This window comes from Pseudomonas sp. FDAARGOS_380 (genome assembly GCF_002591235.1).
Taxonomy (GTDB): Bacteria; Pseudomonadota; Gammaproteobacteria; order Pseudomonadales; family Pseudomonadaceae; genus Aquipseudomonas; species Aquipseudomonas salmasensis.
Map to the genome: position 1 here is coordinate 6,165,027 of NZ_CP023969.1, position 23,357 is coordinate 6,188,383.

Sequence of the window (23,357 nt, forward strand, 5' to 3'; positions counted from 1 at the left end):
GAGCGCTTTATGCGCTGGCAAGGCGTGCAACGGCGCCACGGTGGCAGGCAATCGGCCCACCACAATGTCGCTTGCGACGTTCAAAGACAGCGTTAACGCATTGTAGTTCTTGGTTTTTCTTATCAATCTACAGCTCTGATATGCTTTCCGGCCGCAGGCGGAGATAGCACCATGCAACTCATTGATATTGGCGTCAACCTGACCAACCCCAGTTTCGACGAGAGGCACACGGCCGTTCTCGAACGCGCCTACGCCGCTGGCGTGCAGCAATTGGTACTCACCGGCACCAGCGTCGAGGGCAGCGAACAGGCCCTGCAACTGTGTGTAAAACTCGACGAAAGCGGCCAGCGACTGTTCAGCACCGCCGGCATTCACCCCCACTCTGCCAGCGACTGGAACAGCGACAGCGCTCAACGCCTGCGCAGCTTGCTGGGCGACAGCCGAGTGCGCGCCGTGGGTGAATGCGGGCTGGATTTCAACCGGGACTTCTCCCCTCGCCCCCAGCAAGAAAAAGTCCTCGAAGAACACCTGGCCCTGGCGGTCGAGCTGCAACTGCCGGTATTTCTCCATGAGCGCGATGCCAACCAGCGTCTGCTGGAGATCCTCAAGGACTACCGCGACCACCTGCCAGCCGCCGTGGTGCACTGCTTCACCGGTGAACAGGCGGCGCTGTTCAGCTACCTGGACCTGGACTTGCACATTGGCATCACGGGTTGGATCTGCGACGAACGCCGTGGCACTCATCTGCATCCGCTGGTCCGGGAAATTCCCCGAGGCCGTCTGATGCTGGAAAGCGATGCGCCCTACCTGTTGCCACGCACGTTGCGTCCCAAACCAAAGAACGGTCGCAATGAACCGGCGTACCTGCCCGAAGTACTGCGTGAAGTGGCCTTGCACCGTAACGAAACAATGGAAGACCTGGCGCTGCACAGCACCGCGTGCGCCCGGCGCTTTTTCGGCTTGCCTGCCATCGATTAATGCGGCGCATTGACCCATGTCAAAAGCGCTGTTCTGAATAGCGGCACAATAATGGCACCTTGCCAATACTGTTTCCGCTATCAGAGAAAACCTTCCATGGGTGCCTGGCTTAGCAATATCTCGCTCAAATACAAATTCTGGGCCGTCAATGCGGTCGCCTTTATCACCACCCTGCTGCTGGTGCTGTACGCCGTACAGCTTGAACAACAGGCGCGCAGCCAGGCGTCGCAGGCATCGGCCCAGGCTCAGGGGCGCCTGCTCAGCGCCTGGCCAGCCGACAAAACCTTGCCCACGGGTGAGCACTGGCTCACCTTTGCCAAAGGCCAGATCCCCCAGGATCTGCCCGCGCTGAGTAGTGCCAGCGGCTGGACTGAACTCAACCCCATGCCGTTGTTCGGTGAAAACCCGCTGATCGGCGCCGAAGTGATCAGCCGGGCCGACGGCCAGCAGGTCGCAGTCCTGGCCTACGCGCCGAGCCTGAGCCAGGTGTTCCGTGAACGCTTCACTCATTACGCCGTCGCCGTGGCCGTGCTGATGCTGGCCATGCTCGGCGCCTCGCAGTTGTTGATCCGTTTTCTGCTCAGCCAACTCAACACCCTCAAGGATGTGATGCTGCACGTTGAAAAAACCGGCGACCTCTCGGCGCGGGTGCCATTGGCTTGCAAGGATGAAGTCGGCCAGATGGCCAGTGCCTTCAACGCCATGCAAGCCGGCTACCAGCGGGTGGTCAATACCGTGGCCCGCACCGCCCGGCAACTGGACGACGGCGCCGCACGCCTGGCCAGCAGCATGAACGAGGTACAGCACGGCATGCTTGGCCAGCAAAGCGAAACCGACCAGGCCGCCACCGCCATCAACGAAATGACCGCCACCGTCTACCACATCGCCCAGCACGCGGGCGCCACCCGTGACTTGTCGCAGTCCGCCGACACCCTCGCCGGCAGCGGCCAGGCAGTGGTCACCCGGGTGCAGCGCTCGATCGCCGGGCTGTCCAGTGGCGTGCAGCAGACTGCCGAAATGATCCAGAAACTGGCCGAAGACAGCCAGAAAATCAACGGCGTGGTCGGGGTGATCCACAGCATCGCCGAACAGACCAACCTGCTCGCCCTCAACGCCGCCATCGAAGCCGCCCGCGCCGGGGAAATGGGCCGCGGTTTCGCGGTAGTCGCCGACGAAGTGCGCAACCTGGCCAAACGCGTGCAAAGCTCCACCGACGAAATCACCCGCATGGTCTCGGCGCTGCAAGCCGGCACCCGCGACGCCGTGGACTTCATGCAGGAAAGCTCGTTCAAGGCCGACGACTGCGTACAGCAGGCCCAGGAAGCCGGCCTCGCGCTGGCTGAAATCACCGGGGCCGTGGCACAGATGCGTGAGAGCAACACCCAGATTGCCGTGGCCGCCGAGCAACAAAGCCATGTCGCCGAAGAAATGAACCGCGCCGTGGTGAGCATTCGCGACGTGACCGAAAACACCGTACATCAAACCGTGGCATCCGCGACTACCAGCAATGAACTGGCGACGCTGGCCGGAGAGTTGAGCAAGGCGATTGGGCAGTTGAAGTTGTAAGACTGTTCCAGCTGTAATCCGACTCCTACGACCAAGCCTCGATTTACCTGAGATTAAGACGAAACTTCCTCGCCCCTCTCGCGAATAACGCCGACTTCTTTTACCTGACAACCGCTGCAAAGTCCCTCGCCTGATCAAACAGTGCGAGGGAGTGCAGATGGTGGTGTTCGTTAAAGCCCTGGTGGATGGGGCTGTCTCTTGATCTCGGTGCTGGCCAACCTGGTGCTGGTGCCGATGGATCCCGAAGCGCCGAAGGTTGAGCGCGTATTCGCGGATTTCCGCACCTGCCTGAATACCTTTGATAAGTGGGCCGACAGCTTTTTAAGTGGTTCGGCACTTAGCGTGGAGCAGGTCTTCAAGGTTGGAGAACAGGTCGCACTGGTCGCACCGGTTTCTTCGAAAAAACCCAGTCGCACGGTCGCTCAATGCAAAGCCCAAGGTGGGCTGACCTTAGTGCATCTGTTCGAAAGCACGCAGTTCGTGCCCATCGGCAACACGCCCGTGAGGCTGCAAGCCGTTGCACAAGACAGAAGCCCGATAGGTGCGCCACTGCATCGCACCATTGGCCCCAGCGGCATTCTTGAAGTCAACGACTGTACCCGCGACCAGACGTACGAAATCACCTTTTACCCCAACGTTTCCAAGGCTCACGTCCAGGCGCTGTACGCGTCCTATGAGTCTGTGATCGCCGGGCTGGAAGCCGATTTGCGCAAGGCCTGGGCCGAGCACTTCAAACCTCGATGGGCAGACTTTGCCAAAGCGCCCGCCTACAAGCGCAGTGCATTACAGGGCATGGCCTTTGCTGCCGGGCTTGGCAACGCGCTTTATAACCTGTGGGACAACATCACCGAGCTGTACGACCTGCTCGCCAACCTCAAATCCAACAGCGAAAAGTTGCTGAAATACCTGTCCGAAGCCGAGCTGAAGGCGCTGCTCGCGCTGGGCAAAGACACGCTGGCCAAGGGATTGCTGGTGCTCAGTGATGAGCCGCTGTTGTTTATCTACCTGTCGGCGCTGGTGACCTGGGTACGCATGCTGCCGCCGCCCGACATGTACGAACTGCTGGGTGAAATCACCGGTGAGGTCCTGATCAATCTGTTGCTGATCTGGGCCACGCGAGGCATTGGGGTACAGCTGCGCCTGGGCGCGCAGACGCTCAGTCACGTCAAGTCCGGGCGGGCACGGGCGTTGTTGGAATTGCTGGCCAAGCAGGTGGCAGGGCCTCGGCTGGAAACCCATGTCGAGGTCGCCAAGCCGGTGTTGCTGAGCAGTGCGGCGACGCCGGTCAAGGCGGTGCCGGCTGTGCCGTTGAAGGCGGGCGATACGCTGGTTTCGAACCCGGTGCCGATGGTGCGCGGCAAGACCCAGCGCACCACGTTGGTCCGTCAGGAGCCTGTCGATGATGTGCCGGCTGTGGCTTCAAATCCGAAGGGGGATGCGGCGGCTTCTGCGGATAAAACCGTCACTCACGGTTGCCCGGTGTCGATGGTCACTGGTGAGGAATTGCTGACCCTTACCGACGGCGCGCTGGATGGAATCTTGCCGTTTGAGTGGACGCGGCTGTATCGCACCAGCGCGGTGGAAGTCGATTGTGGGTTGGGGTTTGGTTGGAGCCATGCGCTGGCCCATCGGCTGGTGGTGTCGGGCGATTCGGTGGTGTGGACTGACCATGAGAACCGCTCGACTACCCTGCCCTTGCCCACCGACTCTCGGCCCGCGATCACCAATAGCCTGGCCGAAGCAGCGATCTATTTAGGTTCGGCTCCTGATGAGTTGGTGCTGGCCCAGGCCTCGCGCTTCTATCACTTTCGCGATGGTGTACTGGTCTCGATCAGCGATGCGTATGACAACCGCCTGCGCCTTTGCCGTGATCACTCAGGGAGAATTGAGCGGCTGGATAACGGTGCTGGCCGTTCGCTGCTGTTGCGTTATGAGCTGGATCGCATTGTGGCGGTGGACTACCAGGTGCATCGCGCCAAAGGGCGAGAGCCCTACGTGTGGGAGACCGAGCAGAACGTTGTTTCCTACGCCTATGACGAAGATGGACGACTGGTCTGCGCGACCAATGCTGTCGGGGAAAGCGAGCGTTATCGGTACGACGATCAGCACGTCATTCTGGAGCGGCAACTGGCCGGTGGGGCGAGCTTCTTTTGGGAATGGGAGCACGCAGGCAAGGCGGCGCGTTGCGTCCGGCATTGGGCGAGTTTTTCGCAGATGGACACGCGCTATGCCTGGGACGATGACGGGCGTGTCACGGTGCATAACGCCGATGGTAGCCAGGAGGTGTATATCCATGATCAGCGGGCGCGGTTGGTGCAGCGCATTGATCCTGATGGCGCCACGCATTTCAAATCCTACGACGATCAGGGGCGGCTGACCGTCGAGCAAGACCCTATGGGCGCGGTGACGGCCTATCAGTATGACGACGCTGGACGCTTGGTGGCGCTGTTTCCGGGGGATGATGAGCCGACTTCCTACGAACATGAGAATGGGTTCGTACGGGTTGTACGGCGTGGTGAGGCGGTCTGGAAATATGAGCGTAATGACCAGGGCGATGTCATTCGCAAGACTGATCCCGATGGCCATTCGACTGACTACAGCTACAACAAACAGGGGCAACTGACGGGGATTTGGTACCCGGACAGCAGTTGTCATCGGCTGGTGTGGAACGAGCGTGGGCAGTTGCTTGAGGAGCAATTGCCCAATGGTGGGATCAAGCGTTATCGCTATGACGATCTGGGTCGACAGGTTGCCCGTGAGGATGAGCACGGCGCACTAATCCAGTATCAGTGGGACGCCGCAGGACGTTTGCTGAAACTGACCCAGCCCGGCGGTGGTTGTAAGGAATTCAGCTACAACCCCTACGGCAAAATCATCGCTGAACGCGATGAACTCGGCCACGTCACCCGCTACGAATACGCCGACGGCCTGCACCTGATCAGCCGCCGCTTCAACGCCGACGGCACCCAGGTCAACTACCGCTACGACAACACTCGGCTGCTGCTCACCGAGATCGAAAACGAAGCCGGCGAAACCTACCAACTCGACTACCACCCCAACGGCCTGATCCGCCAGGAAACCGGCTTCGACGGCCAGCGCACCGCCTACGCCTACGACCTCAACGGCAACCTGCTGGAGAAAACAGAATACGGCGACGATGGCAGGCAGCTAATCACCCGTTACGAGCGCGACCACGCCGGACGCCTCGTACGAAAAACCCTGCCCGACAGCAACGTTGTCGACTACGCCTACGACCGCCAAGGCAACCTCCTCAGCGTCGAAGACGGCCACTGGGCGCTGGCCTACGAGTACGACCGCCAAAATCGCCTCACCGCCGAACACCAAGGCTGGGGCACCCTGCGCTACGGCTACGACGCCTGCGGCCAGCTGAAAAACTTGTGCCTGCCAGACAACAACCGCGTCACCTTCAACCACGACAAAGGCGGCCACCTCGCCACCGTAGAACTCAACGGAGAAGTGCTCACCTCACATCTCTTCAAAAGCGGCCGCGAACACCAGCGCCAGCAAGGCCAACTGCTCAGCCACTACCACTACGACGACCAACACCGCCTACACGCCCACGCGGTAACGCAGCAAAAAAACCACCTCTACCAACGCCAATACGACTACGACAAAGCCGGCAACCTCACCCGCCTGCTCGACACCCGCAAAGGCGAACACCGCTACCACTACGACCCGCTCGCCCGCCTGACCCGCGCCGACCACTCCCAAGACGTGCAGGAACGCTTCGGCCACAACCCCGCCGGCAACCTGCTGACGCAAGACCGCCCCGGCCCGGACATCGTCGCGGCCAACCGCCTGATAATCCAAGGCGACCGCCACTACGACTACGACGCCTTCGGCAACCTCATCCGCGAACGACGTGGCAAGGGCCAGCAACTCGCCACCGAATACCGCTACGACTGCCAGCATCGGCTGATCGGCGTTACCCAACCCAACGGCCAGACCGCCAGCTATCGCTACGACCCGTTTGGACGGCGCATCAGCAAAACCGTCGACGGCAAGACCACCGAGTTTTTCTGGCAAGGCGACAAGCTGATTGCCGAGCACCATGCTGACTGCCATCGCAGCTACCTCTACGAACCCGACAGCTTCCGCCCATTAGCACTATTGGAAGGTTTCGGCCCCAAAGAAACCAAGCCCTACCACTACCAACTCGACCACCTCGGCACCCCGCAGGAACTCACCAGCCCCGAAGGCGACATCGTCTGGTCCGCCCACTACCGCGCCTACGGCCATATTGCCCGGCTCGACGTAGGCAAAATCGACAACCCACTGCGGTTTCAAGGGCAGTATTTCGATGCGGAAAGCGGGCTGCACTACAACCGCCATCGCTACTACAATCCGGATATTGGTCGCTACCTGACACCGGACCCGGTGAAGTTGGCGGGGGGGATCAATGGGTACCGGTATGTGCCCAATCCTACCGGGTGGGTTGATCCTCTAGGGTTAAGCGCAAATTGTCCTGACTCAGGAAAGAAAAAACCGATCTGCTCCTTGCCGGCAGAACCGGATATACCTGATGTCTCTCGTAGAGGGGCGTTCAGGCAAGCAAAAAGGGATGCCAATGTGCCTATGACTCAAAACCCCGATGTGATGACACACCCGAGCTCAGGAAGAACGACACAGTACAAAATAGAAAAAATGACTGATTTGAATGATGACAATATATTGGATGAAAGCGGTAGAACCATAAATTCAAGGGTTTATCAATTCACGAGAGCAGATGGCTCTAAGGTTCTTATTCAGGACCATTCTGCCGGGCATAAATTCGGCAGACCAGACGGCATAGGTGACCAAAAAGCGCATTTCAATTTGCGACCAATAGACAAGCCTCGAAACGGAACCGTGGACGGCGGCAAGGACCATTACAACTTTAGGAGAAGTCGATGAAATACTGGAACGAACTTGATCATAATATTTTTTTTGAAAAAATTTTTAGCACGCCTGTAGAAATCGGCAAAATTGCTCTTTTTTCTTTGCAAATAGAAAATGATCGACCTTCTGTGGGATTAGGATTCGACATACCCGAATTCCCAGATACTTTGCCAAAAAAATGGGAAGGAAAAGGCTATAACACCTGCAGAATGGGCATCGATTGTCATGGCATTCGCGAATTAAAAATACACAACATCCCCATTAGAGAGGTGTTTCTTGTTGATATCACCAAGCAAAATGACCTTTTTCATTTCCAAGCAAAGAATGAAAGCTCTCTAATTGAATTCAAGGCTAAATTCATTTCACTTTGCGATCCGAACGTATACATAAATGGTCCAGACGATTATTTTTTCTAGATAGAACAAAAATCGCGTAATTACTATGACCCCCATAGCCAGCCCCAATTCGCCAGCCCGCCCACCTAAACCTAGACTCTGTTCAAGTTGTTTCAACGGACAGAGGATTCACCACCATGGGCAAACGTCACCCCAATCTCCCCGCCTGGCAATGGCGTCAGTACCCACAGAACCATCAGCACCCGACCAACCTGGCGCTGCACCTGATTGCCGTGCCGCTGTTTATCGTCGGTTTTCTGCTAATCGTGTCGGGCGTGTTCAGTCTCAGCCTGGCCAGCTTCGCCGTCGGTGTGATTGGCATTGTCGCGGGCTTGGCGTTGCAGCGTCATGGCCATAGCCTGGAGGCCCAGGCCAGTGAGCCGTTCAGCGATCGTAAAGATGCGGTGCAGCGCCTGGTGGTGGAGCAGTTCGTGACTTTCCCGCGCTTTGTGCTCAGCGGTGGCTGGTGGCGCGCCTGGCGGCAGCGGCACCACCACTGACTGGCAGGTTCAGGCGAATACCACCACAGTCTGGCGGCTGAGGGCGATCAACTCGCCGGTCGGGCTCCACAAGGCAGCGGCAGCGTGGCCGTAGCCGTCGCGGGCGTGTTCGATGTTGACGTGGTACTGGCACCAATCAAGGGTGCTCAGATCTTGCAGGGGCTGGATGAACTCGATGGTCCAGGTCAGGGTGCTGCCCGGCGCGGGCTTTTTCAGGTGGGGCAGCAATGCAGGTGGCCAGGCGTCGACCAGGGCGAGGATATGCGCCTCGGTCAGTGGCTCTTCTTTTACGTCCCCTCGCAACCGTACCCAACCGCCCATCTCGCGGGATTTATTGCCGGTAAATGGCAGGCCGCCGACACTCCAGCGCATCGCCAAGTGGCGCATGAACTCGGGGGTAACGCCCTTGATATAGGGCAGTTCCTGGCACTCATCCCAATGTTTGAAGACCGGTGGCGGCTCACTTGCCACGTCAATTTCCGACGGGCGAGAGGCGCCAAAACTGGCCTGGACCAGGGTCGCCACTTCACCGTTCTGCACCACGCGCCCCAGCAACTGGCTGACCGCCTTGCCTTCGCGCAGCACTTCGACTTGATAGCTGGCAGGTACATCCGGCGCTACCGGGCCGACAAAGGTGATGGCCAGGGAGCGCAGCGGTCGATCCGCCGGCACCTGAGCGCGCAGCGCCTCGTATTGCAAGGCGGCGACCAGGCCACCAAAGGTAGCCCGGCCCTGGGCCCATTCGGCAGGAATGGTGACATCCAGCGGATTGCTACGGGCAGCATCGAGCAAATCACTAAAGCGCATGGCGACCTCACATCAAGTAAATCGTGGAGGAATCTTAACCATCCAATTGCACAGGCACAGCGCCTATTCCGGCCAAAAACCGGACCGGTTTAAAAACACTCGGCGCTAAGTTTATCCAGCACGCGGTCGGCCTTGCCTTGCGCCTTGAGCATGGTGCGCTGCCACACCGCTACGCAGGGTTGCAGGTCTGGCTCGTGACCGGCCTGGGCCAGCCACTGCCAACAGTCATGCCAGTTACCCAGGGCACTCTGGGCTTTCTTCAAGTGCGACAGGGCGTTGGTGGGTAACTTGTCCAGCTCCGGATACGCCTCGGCAGCGTAGCGCACACGCTTGATCAGCAACCGCAGCCGGTGGCGATCATGATCGGGATCCTTCAGGGCCTCATCGAGTCTCTGCCATTGCTTGGCCAGGCGCTTCTGGATACGCGGGCGCAAGCCTTTGAGCAGTTTCTGGTGCTGGGACGCGCGGATAAACCGCGGGAATGCATCCAGGATCAGCAGCAAGTGCGCCAGCTCCGGGCTTTGCGCCACCTGGCGATAAGCCTCGGGCTGCAGACGCAGACGCCGATCAGCCGCGTCGTGATAACCGTGCTGATGCAAATACGCCGCCAGCACCTCTCGGTCGCGTAGCGGCGTAGTCAGTTGGCCAACCGTGCTGGCGGCCAATTCAAGCTGTTCGACACCGGGCAGCCCGCGCAAAGGCCGCAACAGGCTGCGCAGGCGGCGTACCGTGGTGCGCAAATCATGCAGGGCTTCATCGTCAGTGACGGCGGCGAGGCGAGCCTGGCAGCTCAGTAACCCTACTTCCAGGCCAATGACCTGAGCGACTAACTGATTGACCAACGCTGACATCCTGCCCTCACTTTCCGATGAAAAATCCTACCCGCCGCGGGGTCATCGCCCGGCGCGAGACTCACGAATGTAGAACCGCGCCTTTTCGGCCTTGTTGGAGCAGCCCTCGAAGGCTTCGAACTGCTGCTGAGTCTTGGCGCCAGTCAACAGCGACAACGCCTTGGAGTAGCTGACAGTGCCGGCAAAACCTTCGGCCTTGGCCAGGTCCAGTTCTTTCCAGGCGGCGTCCAATTGCGAGCCGCAGCTGTCGCGATACGCGGTTTTCCCGGCACAGCCAGCCAAGGCCAACACGATCACAGGCACACAGATCCAGGCTTTCATTGATGACACCTCAAATATACAAATTCAGTCGTAGCCTGTAGACGTTGCCTACAGGGAAAAGTGCCTTGTCCTTAGCCTGAAATCAGTAGTACCTATTGCCAGAGCATACCCGAGCCTGATCGCCAGCCTGGAAAAATATTGCGCGCTGTCAGCAAGGATTGAAGCAGGCCCCTTGATGGGTGCATTGTGGGCCCCTGTTTTGCGAAGGATCTGGCCATGAAGAAACGTGTTGCCTTAGTGCTGGGCTCCGGTGGGGCCAGGGGCTACGCCCATATCGGGGTGATCGAAGAAATCGAACGACGCGGCTATGACATCGCCTGTATCGCCGGCTGTTCCATGGGTGCCGTGGTGGGTGGGATCTACGCTGCCGGCAAGCTCGACGAGTACCGCAACTGGATCGAAAGCCTGGACTACCTCGACGTATTGCGCCTGGTGGATGTGAGCTTTCGCCTGGGAGCGATTCGTGGTGAAAAGGTGTTCGGGCAAATCCGCAAGATTGTCGGCGATATCAATATCGAGGAGCTGCGCATCCCCTACACCGCCGTCGCCACCGACCTCACCAACCAACAGGAGATCTGGTTCCAGGAAGGCTGCCTGCACCAGGCCATGCGCGCCTCGGCGGCGATCCCGAGCCTGTTCACACCGGTGATGCAGGGCAACCGCATGCTGGTGGACGGCGGCCTGCTCAACCCGCTGCCCATCGTGCCGGTGGTGTCGAGCCATTGTGACTTGATCATTGCGGTCAACCTCAACGCCACCAACCAGAAGCACTACCAATTGCCGGTGATCCAGCGCCCGCCCGCGTTCAAGAGCCGCTTCAACAGCCTGGCCAAGTCCCTGGGCTCGCACCTGCCGTTTCGCCGCAAACAGGCCGAGCAGTTGATGAAGCTGGAACAAGAAGCCTTGCAGGCCCAGGCCGCTGAAATCAACCCGTGGCTGGAGTCTGCCGAACCCGAAGCCCAGCAACCTGCCGCGGCGCCGGAGAAAGCCGGCGCACCGAAGTCGGCGACCGGCTCGTTCATCATCGACAACGTCGGGCCTGCATCGCTGCTGGACCTGATCAACCAGAGTTTCGAGGTGATGCAAACCTCATTGGCGCAATACAAGATCGCTGGGTATCCGCCGGATGTGCTGATCAACGTGCCAAAGCGGGTGTGCCGGTTTTTCGAGTTCTACAAGGCGCCGGAGTTGATCGCGTTGGGGCGGGAGATTGCCAGTGATACGTTGGATCGGTATGAAAGCGAACAGAGTTGAGCGTGTGGGTGTTGCGGATGGCCTCATCGCGGGCAAGCCCGGCTCCCACAGGGGAATGCATTTCAACTGTGGCTGGCTTGCCTGCGATGGCGCCAGCGCAGGCACAACAGATTCAGGCACCTAGCAACCGATACCCCACCCCCGCCTCAGTCACGATAAACCGCGGCTGGGTCGGGTCATCTGCCAGCTTCTGGCGCAGGTGCCCCACCACAATACGCAGGTAGTGGCTGTCCTCGGTATGGGTTGGCCCCCAGATGTCCTTGAGCAACTGCTGCTGGGTAATCACCCGCCCCGGATGGCGGGCCAGTTGCGCCAGCACTGCGTATTCCTTGCGGGTCAGTGCCACCTCGGCGCCGTCCAGCAGGACACGGCGGTAGGCTAGGTCTACGGTCAGCGGGCCAAAACTCAAGGCAGCTTCCTGGGCCTCTCCCGCCGGTGCCTGGCGCAGCAGCGCACGCACACGGGCAAGAAACTCCTGGATGCCGAACGGTTTGGTCACGTAGTCATTGGCGCCACCGTCGAGGGCCTCGACCTTCTGACCTTCGCTGGCCCGCACCGACAGCACCAGCACCGGCACCGTGGACCATTCGCGAAACTCGCGCAGCACCTGTTGGCCGTCCATGTCGGGCAGGCCCAGGTCGAGCACCAGCAGATCCGGTTTGCTCAAGGCCGCTTGGGCCAGGCCTTCGTTGCCGGTACCGGCTTCGATCACCTTATAGCCTTGGGAAGCCAGGCTGATGCGCAGGAATTTGCGGATCTGGGGTTCGTCATCAATGACAAGAATCGTCGCGGTCTGGCTCATGGTGTCTCATTAAAAACCATTAAAAATCACCCTCTCTGTAGGAGCGAGCTTGCTCGCGAAAAACCTCTAGGCACCGCGTGCATTCAGGGCGCCATCATTATCGTTAACGACCTTCGCGAGCAAGCTCGCTCCTACAGGGTTATTCCAAGGCAGGTTGTGTCGGCAATGGAAGAAACAAGGTGATGCAGGTACCCCGCCCGTCAATGCCATCGGCCACGCTGATATGCCCACCGTGCGCGCCGACCATGCCCTGGCAGATCGCCAACCCGAGGCCGGTGCCCTGCCCGCCTCGATCACCGCGGGCGGCGGTGTAGAACATGTCGAAGATCTTCGCACGCTCCTCCTCGGGAATCCCTGGCCCTTCATCCGCCACGGCAAAAAACAATTGCTCATCCTGCACGCCCGCGCGCAACTGCAAACGGCCCTGGGGCGGCGAAAACCGTGCGGCGTTTTCCAGCACGTTGACCAGGGCCTGCTCGATCAACGCCGCATGCACATACAACAAAGGCAGTTCCGGCGGCACATCGGTGCTCACCTGCAACGGCGCCAGCACGGCGCGCAATCGCCCAAGGGCACTGCCGACAATATCGCCGGGCGACACCCAATCCCGTGCCAGTTTCAGCGCACCGTGGCCCAGGCGAGTCATGTCCAGCAGGTTCTGAATATAGCGGTCGAGGCGCTCGGCTTCATCGCGGGTGCCTTCAAGCAACTCGCGGCGATCCTCCAGCGGGATGGCTTCACCGAGGGACAGCAGGCTGTCGATGCTGCCGCGCATGGACGTCAACGGCGTGCGCAAATCGTGGGACACCGAGGCGAGCAAAGCGCTGCGCAGTTGTTCGGTTTCGCCGTGCAGGCGTGCCGATTCCAACTCCTGCCCCAGCTGTGCCCGCGCCAGCGCCTGGGCCAGCGGTTGGCTCAACGCGGTGAGCAAGCGCCGACGTTGCCCGCTCAATTCCAGGCCAGGCTTGGCACTGACACCCAGCAACCCCAAGGGCCCCTCTTCACCCGACAGCGGCCACCACCACCAACGCCCCAACGGTAAGGTGCCGGTGCCCATGCCAGCCGGCTGATCGTGCTGCCAGGCCCAATCGGCGGCGGCGCGTTCGGCTTCGGTGAGGGTCAACGGGCCACCGGTTTCGACCTTCCAGCCGCCCTGGCCGTCGCGATTGACCAGGCACAGGTCAAGGTCGTTCCAACCTTGCAGATGGTGGGCGGCGGCGCTGATGACGGCTTGGCGGTCGGTGGCAGCGGTGAGTTTGCGCGACAGGTCGAGCAGCTCGCTGGTTTCTTCCTGGGTATCGCGCAACGCCTGCAGCTGGCGACGCTGGCGTGCGGCGAGGTTGCCGGTCAACGCCGCCATTAACAGAAAGAACAACAGGGTCAGCACGTCTTCTTCACGCTGAATAGCGAAGGAAAAATTCGGCGGGATAAACAGAAAATCGTAAGTCAAAAACGACAGCGCCGCACACATCAGGGACGGCCCCAGGCTACTGCGCACCGCCACCAACAGCACGGCGGCGAGAAACACCAACGAGATGTTCGGCAGCGCCAACGCACTGGACACGGCCCAGGCCACTGCGGCAGCGGCGAGGGTCGCCACCACCGCCAAGGCGTAATCGAACCACACCAAACCGCGCACATCGGGCAGCCGTGGCGGTGCAGGCATGTCATCGCTGTCGAGGACGTTGATTTCCAAGCCGCGGGCATTGCGTAACAGGCGCGCCGCCAAGCCGCCACCGAACAAACGCCGCCGCCAGCGCATCCGCGACTGCCCCACCAGCACCAGGCTGGCGCGGCGCTCGGCAGCATGCTGGATCAGAGTCTTGGCCACCTCCCCAGCGCGCAGTAACACCACTTCGCCGCCCAGCCGCTCTGCCAGTTGCTGGGCGTTTTGCAGGCGCAGGCGCGATTGCTCATTCCGCGCACGGCCGTTGTCGATGTGCACCAGGCTCCAAGGCAAATGCCGACGCTGGGCCACGCGGCTGGCATGACGCACCAGGCGTTCGGCTTGCGCGTCGCCATCCACGCCGACCAGCAAGCGCCCGCGCACCGCCGGCGCGGCCTGGCCGAGTTGGCGGTAGCCCTGGGCCAGGTCGTCATCGACATGGGCGGCGGCGGTTTGCATGGCCAACTCGCGCAGGGCCATGAGGTTGGTCTGGGTGAAAAACGCATCGATGGCCGCACGCGCCTGCTCGGGCACATACACCTTGCCGTCACGCAGGCGCTCAAGTAACTCGCGGGACGGCAGGTCGATCAGCAGCAGTTCGTCGGCCTCTTGCAGCACCCAGTCCGGCAGGGTTTCGCGCACTTGCACACCGGTGATGCCACGCACTTGGTCGTTGAGGCTTTCCAGGTGCTGGACGTTGACCGTAGTGAACACGTTGATGCCGGCGGCGAGCAGTTCCTGGATGTCTTGCCAGCGTTTTTCATGCCGGCTGCCGGGGGCATTGCTGTGGGCCAGTTCGTCCACCAGCACCAGCTTTGGCTTAGCGGCGAGCAGGCCGTCGAGGTCCATTTCTTCGAGCATCACGCCACGGTATTCGCTGCGCAACAGTGGTTGTTGCGGCAAGCCGCTGAGCAAGGCTTCGGTTTCGGCGCGGCCGTGGGTTTCGACCACCCCGGCGATCAGGCGCACGCCCTGGCGCAGTTGGGTATGGGCCGCCTGGAGCATGGCGTAGGTCTTGCCCACACCGGGCGCAGCGCCGAGGAAGACTTTGAGCCGGCCACGGCCGTCCCGGGGCAGATCGGCTAACAGGGCATCGGCGCGGCCGGCGTCGCTCATGCTGTGGTCCTTCGATAATTAATGTAGGAGCGAGCTTGCTCGCGAAAAACTCAAGAGCGCCGCGTTTATTCTGGGCGCCCGCGTCATCGTTAACGACCTTCGCGAGCAAGCTCGCTCCTACAGGGGGTCAGAGTTGTTCCAGGGCCATGTTGAGGGCCAGGACGTTTACTACGGGCGGGCCAACCAACGGGCTTTCGATGTGCTCATCCAGCAACCGCTGCAAGGTCGACACCGGCACATTTCGCGCCGCCGCTACTCGCGCCAGTTGATAGGCAATCGCCTGCGGTGGCAAGTGTGGATCAAGGCCGCTGCCGGAGGTGGTCAGCGAGGCCAGTGGCACCGGGCCCTGGCCCGGCACTGACTGCTTGCTGGCCTCCTCGACTATGCGAGTGGCCAAGGCCGGATTGCTGGGCCCCAGGTTACTGGCACTGCTGGACACTGTGGCAAACGCACCGGCTGACGGGCGTGGGTGAAACCAGCGGTCGCCGGTAAAGTCCTGGGCGATCAGGCTGGAACCGCGAACCTTGCCGCTGGCGTCGCGCACCAGGCTGCCGTTGGCTTGGTCGGGGAAGGCCACTTGCGCCACGCCAGTGACTACCAACGGGTAGGCCGCGCCGGTGATCAGGGTCATGAGTACCAGCAAGCTCAGAGCTGGGCGGATGATGTTGGACATTTCAGACTCCTCAATTCAGTGGTGCGGTGGGACGCGGAGCGTCCGGGGTGGCATTCCCACGCGGAGCGTGGGAACGATCAGCGGCCAGGTCAAACCAGGTGCAGCGCGGTCAGCAACATGTCGATGGCCTTGATGCCCACGAACGGTACCAACAGCCCGCCCAGCCCGTAGATCAGCAGATTGCGCCGCAACAACGCCGCCGCGCTTGCCGCCTGTACGCGAACGCCGCGCAGAGCCAGGGGGATCAGCACCACGATAATCAGCGCGTTGAACACGATGGCCGAGAGGATCGCGCTCTGGGGGCTCTGCAAGTGCATGATGTTGAGCACGCCCAGTTGCGGGTAGATCGAGGCGAACAGCGCTGGCAGGATCGCGAAGTACTTGGCCACGTCGTTGGCGATGGAAAAGGTCGTCAGCGCGCCGCGAGTCACCAGCAGTTCCTTGCCGATCTGCACCACGTCCAGCAGCTTGGTCGGGTCGCTGTCGAGGTCGACCATGTTGGCGGCCTCGCGCGCGGCCTGGGTGCCGTCGTTCATCGCCATACCGACGTCAGCCTGGGCCAGCGCCGGGGCGTCGTTGGCGCCGTCGCCGCACATGGCAACCAGACGACCATCGTTCTGCTCATGACGAATACGCGCGAGTTTCTTCTCTGGCGTGGCTTCTGCCAGCACGTCGTCCACCCCCGCTTCAGCGGCAATCGCGGCGGCGGTCAGCGGGTTGTCGCCGGTGACCATCACGGTACGAATCCCCAGCTTGCGCAACTCGGCAAAACGCTCGCGGATACCGGGCTTGACCACGTCTTTGAGATGGATCGCTCCCAACAATTTGCCATCGGCGCACACCAGCAAAGGCGTGCCGCCGCTTTGGGCGATCTTGTCGATTTCCCGCGACAGCGCAGGCAGCAGGTCGCTGCGTTGCTGGCCAATAAACGCCAGCAGCGAGTCCACCGCGCCTTTACGGAACACACGGCCCTGGTAGTCGACACCGGACAAACGGGTCTCGGCGCTGAAAGGCACGGCGGTCAACGCCTCCAGGCTTGGCTCGGCCTGCGGGTGCAAGACGCGCAGGTATTCAACGATGGACTTGCCTTCCGCCGTGTCATCGGCCAGCGACGCCAGCAGCGCGCCTTCGGCCAATTCGCGGCCACTGACGCCAGGCGCCGCGACCACGGCCGAGCAACGACGGTTGCCGAAGGTGATGGTGCCGGTCTTGTCCAGCAACAGCACATGCACGTCCCCCGCCGCTTCCACGGCGCGGCCAGACTTGGCGATCACATTGAGGCGCACCAGGCGGTCCATGCCGGCAATGCCGATGGCCGACAACAAGCCACCAATGGTGGTAGGAATCAGCGTCACCAGCAGTGCCACCAGAAACACCAAAGGCAAGCTGCCATTGGCGAAGTGGGCGAACGGCTGCAGGGTCACCACCACCAGCAGGAAGATCAGGGTCAGGCCGATCAGCAGGATATCCAGCGCGACTTCGTTGGGAGTTTTCTGGCGCTTGGCGCCCTCCACCAGGGCGATCATGCGGTCCAGGGTCGACTCGCCCGGGTTGGCAGTGATGCGGATCAGCAGCCAGTCCGAGACCAGCCGCGTGTTGCCGGTAACGGCCGAGCGGTCGCCGCCGGACTCGCGGATGACCGGGGCGGATTCGCCGGTGATCGCCGCTTCGTTGACCGCCGCAATCCCTTCGACGACCTCGCCATCACCGGGGATCATTTCCCCGGCGGCCACACGCACCACATCACCCTTGCGCAGGCTGGTGGCCGGTATCATTTTGAAGCTGCCGTCAGCCTCCTGGCGGCGTGCGCTCAAGCCTTCGCTGCCGGCCTTGAGGCTATCGGCACGGGCCTTGCCACGTCCCTCGGCCAAGGCTTCGGCGAAGTTGGCAAACAGCACGGTGAACCACAGCCACACGGCGATTTGCACGGCGACAAACGTTGGAACGGTGGTATCGGGCACAAAGCACAGCACGGTGGTGAGGATGGCGGTCAGTTCGACCACCAGCATCACCGGCGAGCGTTGCAGTTGGCGTGGGTCCAGCTTGACGAAGGCCTGGACCAGCGCCGGGCGCCACAGCGCAGAGATTGCGGTTTTGGCAGGCTCCTGGGGTTTGACCGGGGCCGCGTTTTTTGCAGGCATATTCATTTTCATATCCCTTAACTAGAAGCCCATGCTCAAGTGTTCAGCGATGGGGCCCAACGCCAGTGTCGGCAGGAAGGTCAGGCCGCCCACCAGCAAAATGGTCACGGTCAACAGGGTCACGAACAGCGCGCCATGGGTGGGGAAACTGTTCTGGCCAATCGGTGCGGCCTTCTTCATCGCCAGGCTGCCGGCCAGGGCCAGCACCGGGAGGATGTAGCCGAAACGGCCGATCAGCATGCCCAGGCCGAGCATCAGGTTATGAAACGGGGTGTTGGCGCCGAGGCCAGCAAACGCCGAACCGTTGTTGGCACTGGCCGAGGTGTACGCGTAGAGCAACTGGCTGAACCCATGGGGGCCAGGGTTACTGATGGCGCCCGCCGGGCCGGGCAGGCTGGCAGCGATGGCACTCAACACCAATACGCCGACCGGCATCACCAGCAGGGTCACCACCAGCAATTGCACTTCCTTGGCTTGCAGCTTCTTGCCCAGGTACTCCGGGGTACGGCCGATCATCAAGCCGGCGAGGAACACTGCGATCAACACGTTGAGCAACATGCCGTACATGCCGGCACCGACACCGCCGAAGATCACTTCGCCGACCATCATGTTGACCAATGCCACCATCCCGCTCAGGGGGCTGAGGCTGTCCTGCATGCCATTGACCGAGCCGTTGGAGGCCGCGGTGGTGGTCACCGACCACAGCACAGTGCCGGTGGTGCCAAAGCGTGTTTCCTTGCCTTCCAACGGTGCGGTTTGCTCCACCGCCGGGTTGTTCAAGGTTGGGTTGGGCTGGTATTCGGACCACAGCGACGTCGCGCCGCCGATCAGGAACAGCGCCAGCATGCACGCGAGGATCGCCCGGCTCTGGCGCAGGTCCTTGACGTAATGGCCGAAGGTAAATACCAACGCCACCGGGATCAGAATGATCGAGGCCACTTCGAACAGGTTGGCCCAGGCGGTCGGGTCTTCGAACGGATGCGCCGAGTTCACGCCGAAGAAGCCACCGCCGTTGGTGCCCAATTGCTTGATCGCAATCTGGCTGGCAGCCGGCCCCAGGGGAATCACCTGGTCCACGCCCTGCAGGGTGACGGCATCCACATAGTGGGCGAAGGTTTGCGGCACGCCCTGCCATACCAAAAACAGCGCGAGCACCAGGCACAACGGCAGCAGGCCGTAGAGGGTGGCGCGGGTCATGTCGACCCAGAAATTGCCCAGGGTCTGGGCAGATTTGCGCCCGATCCCACGGCATAAAGCGACCAGTACCGCGAGGCCGGTCGCGGCACTGACGAAGTTCTGCACAGTGAGGCCGGCCATCTGGCTGAGGTAACTTAAAGATGCCTCGCCGCTGTAGTTCTGCCAGTTGGTGTTGGTCATGAAACTAACGGCAGTGTTGAACGCCAGCGTCCATTCCTGGCCGGGCAATTTCTGCGGGTTCAGTGGCAGGGAGCCCTGGAATAACAGGATCGAAAACAACAACAAGAAGCCCGCCAGGTTGAACGCAAGCAAGGCCAGCATGTATTTCTGCCAGCTCTGTTCCTGCTGCGCATCCACGCCCGAGAGGCGGTAACAGGCCTTTTCAACAGGCCCCAATACGGGCGTGAGCCAGGTGCGCTGGCCTTCCATCACCTTGTAGTAGAACCGCCCCAGAAACGGTGCCGGCACCAGTACCACGGCGAAGAAGGCGATGATCAGCCAATAGTCATAACTGTGCATAGCCCGCTCCTAGTTCCGATCCGCGCGTAACAGCGCAACCAGCAGATAAATGAACAGCGCCACGGCCAATAGCAGTGACACCCCGTCCAGAACGCTCATGGAAGTCTCCCCTTCGTGCGGCGATTGCCGCGTGTGGGGGCATTGTCCGCAGGAGCGGTGTAAAGGAACGAGAGCGAGGGGCTGGGTGGGGCGTAAAGATGGCGTAAAGAGTGGGTTTATGCGGGGTTTACAGGAAGATGTGCAATGGCTGGGAGGGCCTCATCGCGGTATAGGTATCTACACAACTTTGGTGTGACGCTGGACTGGTGGCGAGGGAGCTTGCTCCCGTGGCGGACTGACGGCCGGCGCCTATCTCCCTGACGCCCCAGGATCCAAATGTGGGAGCTGGCTTGCCTGCGAAGACGACCTGACAGCCGATGCTTATCTACCAGACACCCCGCGATCCAACTGTGGGAGCGGGCTTGCTCGCGAAGGCGGCCTGGCAGGCGACACAGTTGGATTGTGTACATATCCATTGCTGCGGTAACGGCCGCTTAGGGTTCCGCCCTGACGGCGGCTCACTTTTGAAGAGCCCAAAAGTAAGCAAAAGGCTCTTGCCCCACCACTCGGCACCTCGCTTAGGCTCGGTGTGCCCGTAATCCGCCAGTGATTTGGGGGGCCGCCGCCACGCGCCATCCATGGCGCGGGGCGGCTAAACCGGCATCCCTGCCGGTTTACCCCCCAAATCACTGTCGAATTACGGCCAGCGTGGTTTGACGGGGCGCTTAAGATCAAGATCACAAGCAGATCAAGATCAAGAGCGGCTCGCTTCGCATCGTGGTTACCGTTGAGCGCTACAGAGTTGTGTAGATACCTATGCTCATCGCGGGCAAGCCCGGCTCCCACATTCGACTGCATTCTTTCAGTTAACACTCGGTCAAGTGTGTGCGGGCTTGCCCGCGAAAGCGCCCGCCAAGTCACCACCGCACTTATGTGGTGCAACTCATGCCACATTCAAACGCCAAACCGTCCCCCCGGCGACATAGGCACTGCTTTACGACACAGTTCTGAGGCTTGGCATAGCCACTGCAACACCTTGAATCATTCCAAACGGTTCAGGGAGCGCAGCACAATGAACACACAACTCAAGCCCACCTTGGGCACCTTGCATCTATGGGGCATCGCCGTGGGGTTGGTGATCTCCGGCGAATATTTCGGCTGGAGCTATGGCTGGGGCGTCGCCGGTACCCTGGGCTTTCTGGTGACCTCGTTGATGGTCGCCGCGATGTACACCTGCTTTATCTTCAGCTTCACCGAGCTGACCACCGCGATTCCCCATGCCGGAGGCCCTTTTGCCTACAGCCGTCGCGCCTTTGGTGAAAAAGGCGGCTTGATTGCCGGCCTGGCCACCTTGATCGAATTCGTCTTTGCCCCGCCCGCGATTGCCTTGGCCATTGGCGCGTACCTGAACGTGCAGTTCCCGGCACTCGACCCCAAGCACGCCGCCGTCGGCGCCTACATCGTGTTCATGGGCCTGAACATCCTCGGGGTGAAACTCGCCGCCACCTTCGAGTTGGTGGTGTGCGTACTCGCCGTCGCCGAACTGCTGGTGTTCATGGGCGTAGTCGCCCCGGCCTTCAGCTTCAGCCACTTCGCCCTGAACGGCTGGGCCGGTTCCGACACCTTCGGTGCCCCGGCGATTGCCGGGATGTTTGCCGCCATCCCCTTCGCCATCTGGTTTTTCCTCGCCATCGAAGGCGCCGCCATGGCCGCCGAAGAAGCCAAGGACCCCAAGCGCACCATTCCGAAGGCCTACATCAGCGGCATCCTCACCCTGGTAATTCTGGCCATGGGCGTGATGTTCTTCGCTGGCGGCGTAGGCGACTGGCGCACCTTGTCGAACATCAACGACCCATTGCCCCAAGCGATGAAAACCGTGGTGGGCGACAGCTCCGGGTGGTTGCACATGCTGGTATGGATTGGCCTGTTCGGTCTGGTGGCGAGCTTCCACGGCATCATCCTCGGCTACTCGCGCCAGTTCTTCGCCCTGGCCCGTGCCGGTTACCTGCCGTCCTTCCTGGCCAAACTCTCACGCTTCCAGACGCCGCACCGGGCCATCCTCGCCGGCGGCGTGGTGGGCATCGCCGCCATCTACAGCGATGGCCTGATCAACCTGGGCGGCATGACCCTGACCGCCGCGATGATCACCATGGCGGTGTTCGGCGCCATCGTCATGTACATCATGAGCATGCTCAGCCTGTTCAAACTGCGTAAGACCGAACCGCTGCTGGAACGCACCTTCCGCGCGCCGGGCTACCCCATCGTGCCCGGTATCGCATTGGTACTGGCGCTGGTGTGCCTGGTGGCGATGGCCTGGTTCAATGCCGTGATCGGGCTGATTTTTCTGGGCTTTATGGCGGTGGGTTTCATCTACTTCCAGTTGACCGCACAAGACCGCGTCGATGCACCGGCGGATGCGATGTTGACCGGACAATAGCGCCTATGAGGCAGAACGGGCCTACACTGAACTACTCAGAAAGCCCGTCACTCAAAGCAGTGATTACCGTGGGAAAATTCTCCCACGAACCTCTGCCTCAAGGAGCGTCTTATGCCGTGGTATGCATGGTTGATTATGGTGGTAGCGATCGGATCGATCGTCGGTGGCCTGATGATGCTGCGTGACAGCGCCAACAAGGTGGAACTCACCGACGAACAACGCAAACGCGTAGCCGAGCGCAATGCGCAGGCGGATGCCAAGGATGCACAAGACAGATAAACGCTTATTCCCCCGTGGCGAGGGAGCTTGCTCCCGCTGGGCTGCGAAGCAGCCCCCCTACTCCCATGCCGCCTTGGCACTATGCAACCCATGTTGCCCCTTATAGGCCGCACGTTCCGGTTGGCTCCAGCCATTGAGCAACTCATCCTCCAACCGGTAGATCTCCACCCCCAACGGACGACACACCGTCAGGGGATCCTGCGCATCGGGCCCCCACATCGGTAGCGACAAATCCCCGCCTGGGCACGTCGACAACGCACACAGCAGATCAATCTCGGCAAAGAACTCCAGGTAATCGCCCTTCTGCGCCGGACAGGCCTTCATAAAGTACATGTCATCGTGATTGAGCCCGGTGCACTGGAAAATATTCAACACGTCATGCACATCGAACTCCGTCAGCCCATGGGGCAATACCGCACGCGTCAGGTTCGAGTGGCAATGGTGATGAAAGTCCTCCCCGGTCAACATACGGTTCACATAGGGGTCGCATCGCGTGCCCAACAAATCGTGCAAACGCCCACCGTGCTCATCAATGCCGTAGCTGGCCAGGCTGTCATCGGTGATCGTGACCAAGGGCCGTAGAAAAGGCAGGTTCGACCACAACCGATCATGGGTGCTGACATGGGCGCCTTGAAGCTGCCGGGTGCGCGCGGCCCACAAACGTTCGCGTGGGTCGTTAGCGTTCCAGACATTGAAATCCCCCACCTGCGGACCCACCGGCGTGGTCACACGAAACACATGCCCCGCCGGCACCTTCCACGCCCTCCCCGTTCGAATCGGCACCTCGAACTGTTCGATCAACGTGCGCTGGGTTTTCTGATCACGAATGCGCTCATAGAACGCCGTATCCACCTGCAACGCCGAACCTTTGCTGACCTGGTACGCGGCGGGATAGTCTTTGTACATGGGGCACTCCT

General features: G+C 60.9%; 18 protein-coding genes and 1 pseudogene. 8 read left to right on the top strand and 11 right to left on the bottom strand.

The genetic code is table 11. The features are described from left to right. Positions 1 to 171 precede the first annotated feature (171 nt). From CRN80_RS28695 to CRN80_RS28715, 5 genes are all read left to right on the top strand, one after another. Positions 172 to 978 (top strand): TatD family hydrolase, encoded by an 807-nt coding sequence (locus CRN80_RS28695; RefSeq protein ID WP_098952295.1) that lies wholly within the window; start codon positions 172 to 174, stop codon positions 976 to 978. Positions 979 to 1,074: 96 nt separating this feature from the next. Next, complete coding sequence (locus CRN80_RS28700; RefSeq protein ID WP_098952297.1) at positions 1,075 to 2,544, top strand: methyl-accepting chemotaxis protein; 1,470 nt, start codon at positions 1,075 to 1,077, stop codon at positions 2,542 to 2,544. A 198-nt stretch (positions 2,545 to 2,742) separates the two neighbouring features. After that, positions 2,743 to 7,458 carry an RHS repeat-associated core domain-containing protein gene (locus CRN80_RS28705; RefSeq protein ID WP_098952298.1) on the top strand — a complete coding sequence of 1,572 codons (4,716 nt, stop codon included), beginning with the start codon at positions 2,743 to 2,745 and terminating at the stop codon, positions 7,456 to 7,458. Further along, complete coding sequence (locus tag CRN80_RS28710; protein ID WP_032900491.1) at positions 7,455 to 7,859, top strand: Imm50 family immunity protein; 405 nt, start codon at positions 7,455 to 7,457, stop codon at positions 7,857 to 7,859. Before CRN80_RS28705 ends, CRN80_RS28710 begins: the two co-directional genes overlap by 4 nt. A gap of 116 nt (positions 7,860 to 7,975) precedes the next feature. Continuing rightward, a complete protein-coding gene (locus CRN80_RS28715) occupies positions 7,976 to 8,338 on the top strand; it encodes an Mpo1-like protein (RefSeq protein ID WP_003189844.1) in 363 nt (120 codons plus the stop codon). Between the two features lie 9 nt (positions 8,339 to 8,347). Here the strand turns inward: CRN80_RS28715 and CRN80_RS28720 are convergent, their stop codons facing one another. The 3 genes from CRN80_RS28720 to CRN80_RS28730 form a co-directional block, all read right to left on the bottom strand. After that, positions 8,348 to 9,145 carry an acyl-CoA thioesterase II gene (locus CRN80_RS28720; protein ID WP_098952300.1) on the bottom strand — a complete coding sequence of 266 codons (798 nt, stop codon included), beginning with the start codon at positions 9,143 to 9,145 and terminating at the stop codon, positions 8,348 to 8,350. An 89-nt stretch (positions 9,146 to 9,234) separates the two neighbouring features. Then, complete coding sequence (locus tag CRN80_RS28725) at positions 9,235 to 9,996, bottom strand: CHAD domain-containing protein (RefSeq protein WP_098952311.1); 762 nt, start codon at positions 9,994 to 9,996, stop codon at positions 9,235 to 9,237. Positions 9,997 to 10,038: 42 nt separating this feature from the next. Continuing rightward, the gene (locus tag CRN80_RS28730; RefSeq protein WP_003189839.1) at positions 10,039 to 10,317 is read right to left on the bottom strand and encodes a hypothetical protein; all 279 of its coding nucleotides are present in this window, start codon (positions 10,315 to 10,317) and stop codon (positions 10,039 to 10,041) included. A 216-nt stretch (positions 10,318 to 10,533) separates the two neighbouring features. Here CRN80_RS28730 and CRN80_RS28735 point away from each other — a divergent pair, with 216 nt between their 5' ends. After that, entirely contained in the window at positions 10,534 to 11,571 is a 1,038-nt protein-coding gene (locus CRN80_RS28735) for a patatin-like phospholipase family protein (RefSeq protein ID WP_003189836.1), read from the top strand. 112 nt (positions 11,572 to 11,683) lie between these two features. On the opposite strand, the gene CRN80_RS28740 is transcribed toward CRN80_RS28735, so the two are convergent. From CRN80_RS28740 to kdpF, 7 genes and pseudogenes are all read right to left on the bottom strand, one after another. Further along, a complete protein-coding gene (locus CRN80_RS28740; protein WP_032892766.1) occupies positions 11,684 to 12,373 on the bottom strand; it encodes a response regulator in 690 nt (229 codons plus the stop codon). A gap of 139 nt (positions 12,374 to 12,512) precedes the next feature. Next, the gene (locus CRN80_RS28745) at positions 12,513 to 15,155 is read right to left on the bottom strand and encodes a sensor histidine kinase KdpD (protein WP_098952313.1); all 2,643 of its coding nucleotides are present in this window, start codon (positions 15,153 to 15,155) and stop codon (positions 12,513 to 12,515) included. A 19-nt stretch (positions 15,156 to 15,174) separates the two neighbouring features. Further along, a pseudogene (locus CRN80_RS32240) lies at positions 15,175 to 15,264 on the bottom strand (outer membrane lipoprotein carrier protein LolA); the annotation flags it as partial. Between the two features lie 18 nt (positions 15,265 to 15,282). Then, positions 15,283 to 15,828, bottom strand: coding sequence for a potassium-transporting ATPase subunit KdpC (kdpC, locus tag CRN80_RS28750; RefSeq protein WP_098952315.1), 546 nt, complete (start codon positions 15,826 to 15,828; stop codon positions 15,283 to 15,285). Between the two features lie 89 nt (positions 15,829 to 15,917). Continuing rightward, positions 15,918 to 17,975, bottom strand: coding sequence for a potassium-transporting ATPase subunit KdpB (kdpB, locus tag CRN80_RS28755; protein WP_169918662.1), 2,058 nt, complete (start codon positions 17,973 to 17,975; stop codon positions 15,918 to 15,920). A 15-nt stretch (positions 17,976 to 17,990) separates the two neighbouring features. Then, positions 17,991 to 19,685 (bottom strand): potassium-transporting ATPase subunit KdpA, encoded by a 1,695-nt coding sequence (kdpA, locus tag CRN80_RS28760; protein WP_098952319.1) that lies wholly within the window; start codon positions 19,683 to 19,685, stop codon positions 17,991 to 17,993. Between the two features lie 9 nt (positions 19,686 to 19,694). Further along, entirely contained in the window at positions 19,695 to 19,784 is a 90-nt protein-coding gene (kdpF, locus tag CRN80_RS28765; RefSeq protein ID WP_003218754.1) for a K(+)-transporting ATPase subunit F, read from the bottom strand. A 1,012-nt stretch (positions 19,785 to 20,796) separates the two neighbouring features. Between kdpF and eat the strand changes: the two genes are divergently transcribed. Both eat and CRN80_RS28780 read left to right on the top strand, forming a co-directional pair. After that, positions 20,797 to 22,161, top strand: coding sequence for an ethanolamine permease (gene eat, locus CRN80_RS28775; protein ID WP_098952320.1), 1,365 nt, complete (start codon positions 20,797 to 20,799; stop codon positions 22,159 to 22,161). 111 nt (positions 22,162 to 22,272) lie between these two features. Further along, a complete protein-coding gene (locus CRN80_RS28780; protein ID WP_003172675.1) occupies positions 22,273 to 22,440 on the top strand; it encodes a DUF2897 family protein in 168 nt (55 codons plus the stop codon). A 57-nt stretch (positions 22,441 to 22,497) separates the two neighbouring features. Here the strand turns inward: CRN80_RS28780 and CRN80_RS28785 are convergent, their stop codons facing one another. After that, the gene (locus CRN80_RS28785) at positions 22,498 to 23,346 is read right to left on the bottom strand and encodes a DUF1989 domain-containing protein (RefSeq protein ID WP_098952321.1); all 849 of its coding nucleotides are present in this window, start codon (positions 23,344 to 23,346) and stop codon (positions 22,498 to 22,500) included. Positions 23,347 to 23,357 lie beyond the last annotated feature (11 nt).

Excerpts from the sequence above, each read along its gene's own strand:
- kdpF (WP_003218754.1), bottom strand. The coding sequence starts at position 19,784 with ATGAGCGTTCTGGACGGGGTGTCACTGCTATTGGCCGTGGCGCTGTTC.
- CRN80_RS28715 (WP_003189844.1), top strand. The coding sequence starts at position 7,976 with ATGGGCAAACGTCACCCCAATCTCCCCGCCTGGCAATGGCGTCAGTAC.
- CRN80_RS28710 (WP_032900491.1), top strand. The coding sequence starts at position 7,455 with ATGAAATACTGGAACGAACTTGATCATAATATTTTTTTTGAAAAAATT.
- CRN80_RS28745 (WP_098952313.1), bottom strand. The coding sequence starts at position 15,155 with ATGAGCGACGCCGGCCGCGCCGATGCCCTGTTAGCCGATCTGCCCCGG.
- eat (WP_098952320.1), top strand. The coding sequence starts at position 20,797 with ATGAACACACAACTCAAGCCCACCTTGGGCACCTTGCATCTATGGGGC.
- kdpC (WP_098952315.1), bottom strand. The coding sequence starts at position 15,828 with ATGTCCAACATCATCCGCCCAGCTCTGAGCTTGCTGGTACTCATGACC.
- kdpA (WP_098952319.1), bottom strand. The coding sequence starts at position 19,685 with ATGCACAGTTATGACTATTGGCTGATCATCGCCTTCTTCGCCGTGGTA.
- CRN80_RS28720 (WP_098952300.1), bottom strand. The coding sequence starts at position 9,145 with ATGCGCTTTAGTGATTTGCTCGATGCTGCCCGTAGCAATCCGCTGGAT.
- CRN80_RS28785 (WP_098952321.1), bottom strand. The coding sequence starts at position 23,346 with ATGTACAAAGACTATCCCGCCGCGTACCAGGTCAGCAAAGGTTCGGCG.
- CRN80_RS28740 (WP_032892766.1), bottom strand. The coding sequence starts at position 12,373 with ATGAGCCAGACCGCGACGATTCTTGTCATTGATGACGAACCCCAGATC.
- CRN80_RS28735 (WP_003189836.1), top strand. The coding sequence starts at position 10,534 with ATGAAGAAACGTGTTGCCTTAGTGCTGGGCTCCGGTGGGGCCAGGGGC.
- kdpB (WP_169918662.1), bottom strand. The coding sequence starts at position 17,975 with ATGAATATGCCTGCAAAAAACGCGGCCCCGGTCAAACCCCAGGAGCCT.
- CRN80_RS28695 (WP_098952295.1), top strand. The coding sequence starts at position 172 with ATGCAACTCATTGATATTGGCGTCAACCTGACCAACCCCAGTTTCGAC.
- CRN80_RS28725 (WP_098952311.1), bottom strand. The coding sequence starts at position 9,996 with ATGTCAGCGTTGGTCAATCAGTTAGTCGCTCAGGTCATTGGCCTGGAA.
- CRN80_RS28700 (WP_098952297.1), top strand. The coding sequence starts at position 1,075 with ATGGGTGCCTGGCTTAGCAATATCTCGCTCAAATACAAATTCTGGGCC.
- CRN80_RS28730 (WP_003189839.1), bottom strand. The coding sequence starts at position 10,317 with ATGAAAGCCTGGATCTGTGTGCCTGTGATCGTGTTGGCCTTGGCTGGC.
- CRN80_RS28780 (WP_003172675.1), top strand. The coding sequence starts at position 22,273 with ATGCCGTGGTATGCATGGTTGATTATGGTGGTAGCGATCGGATCGATC.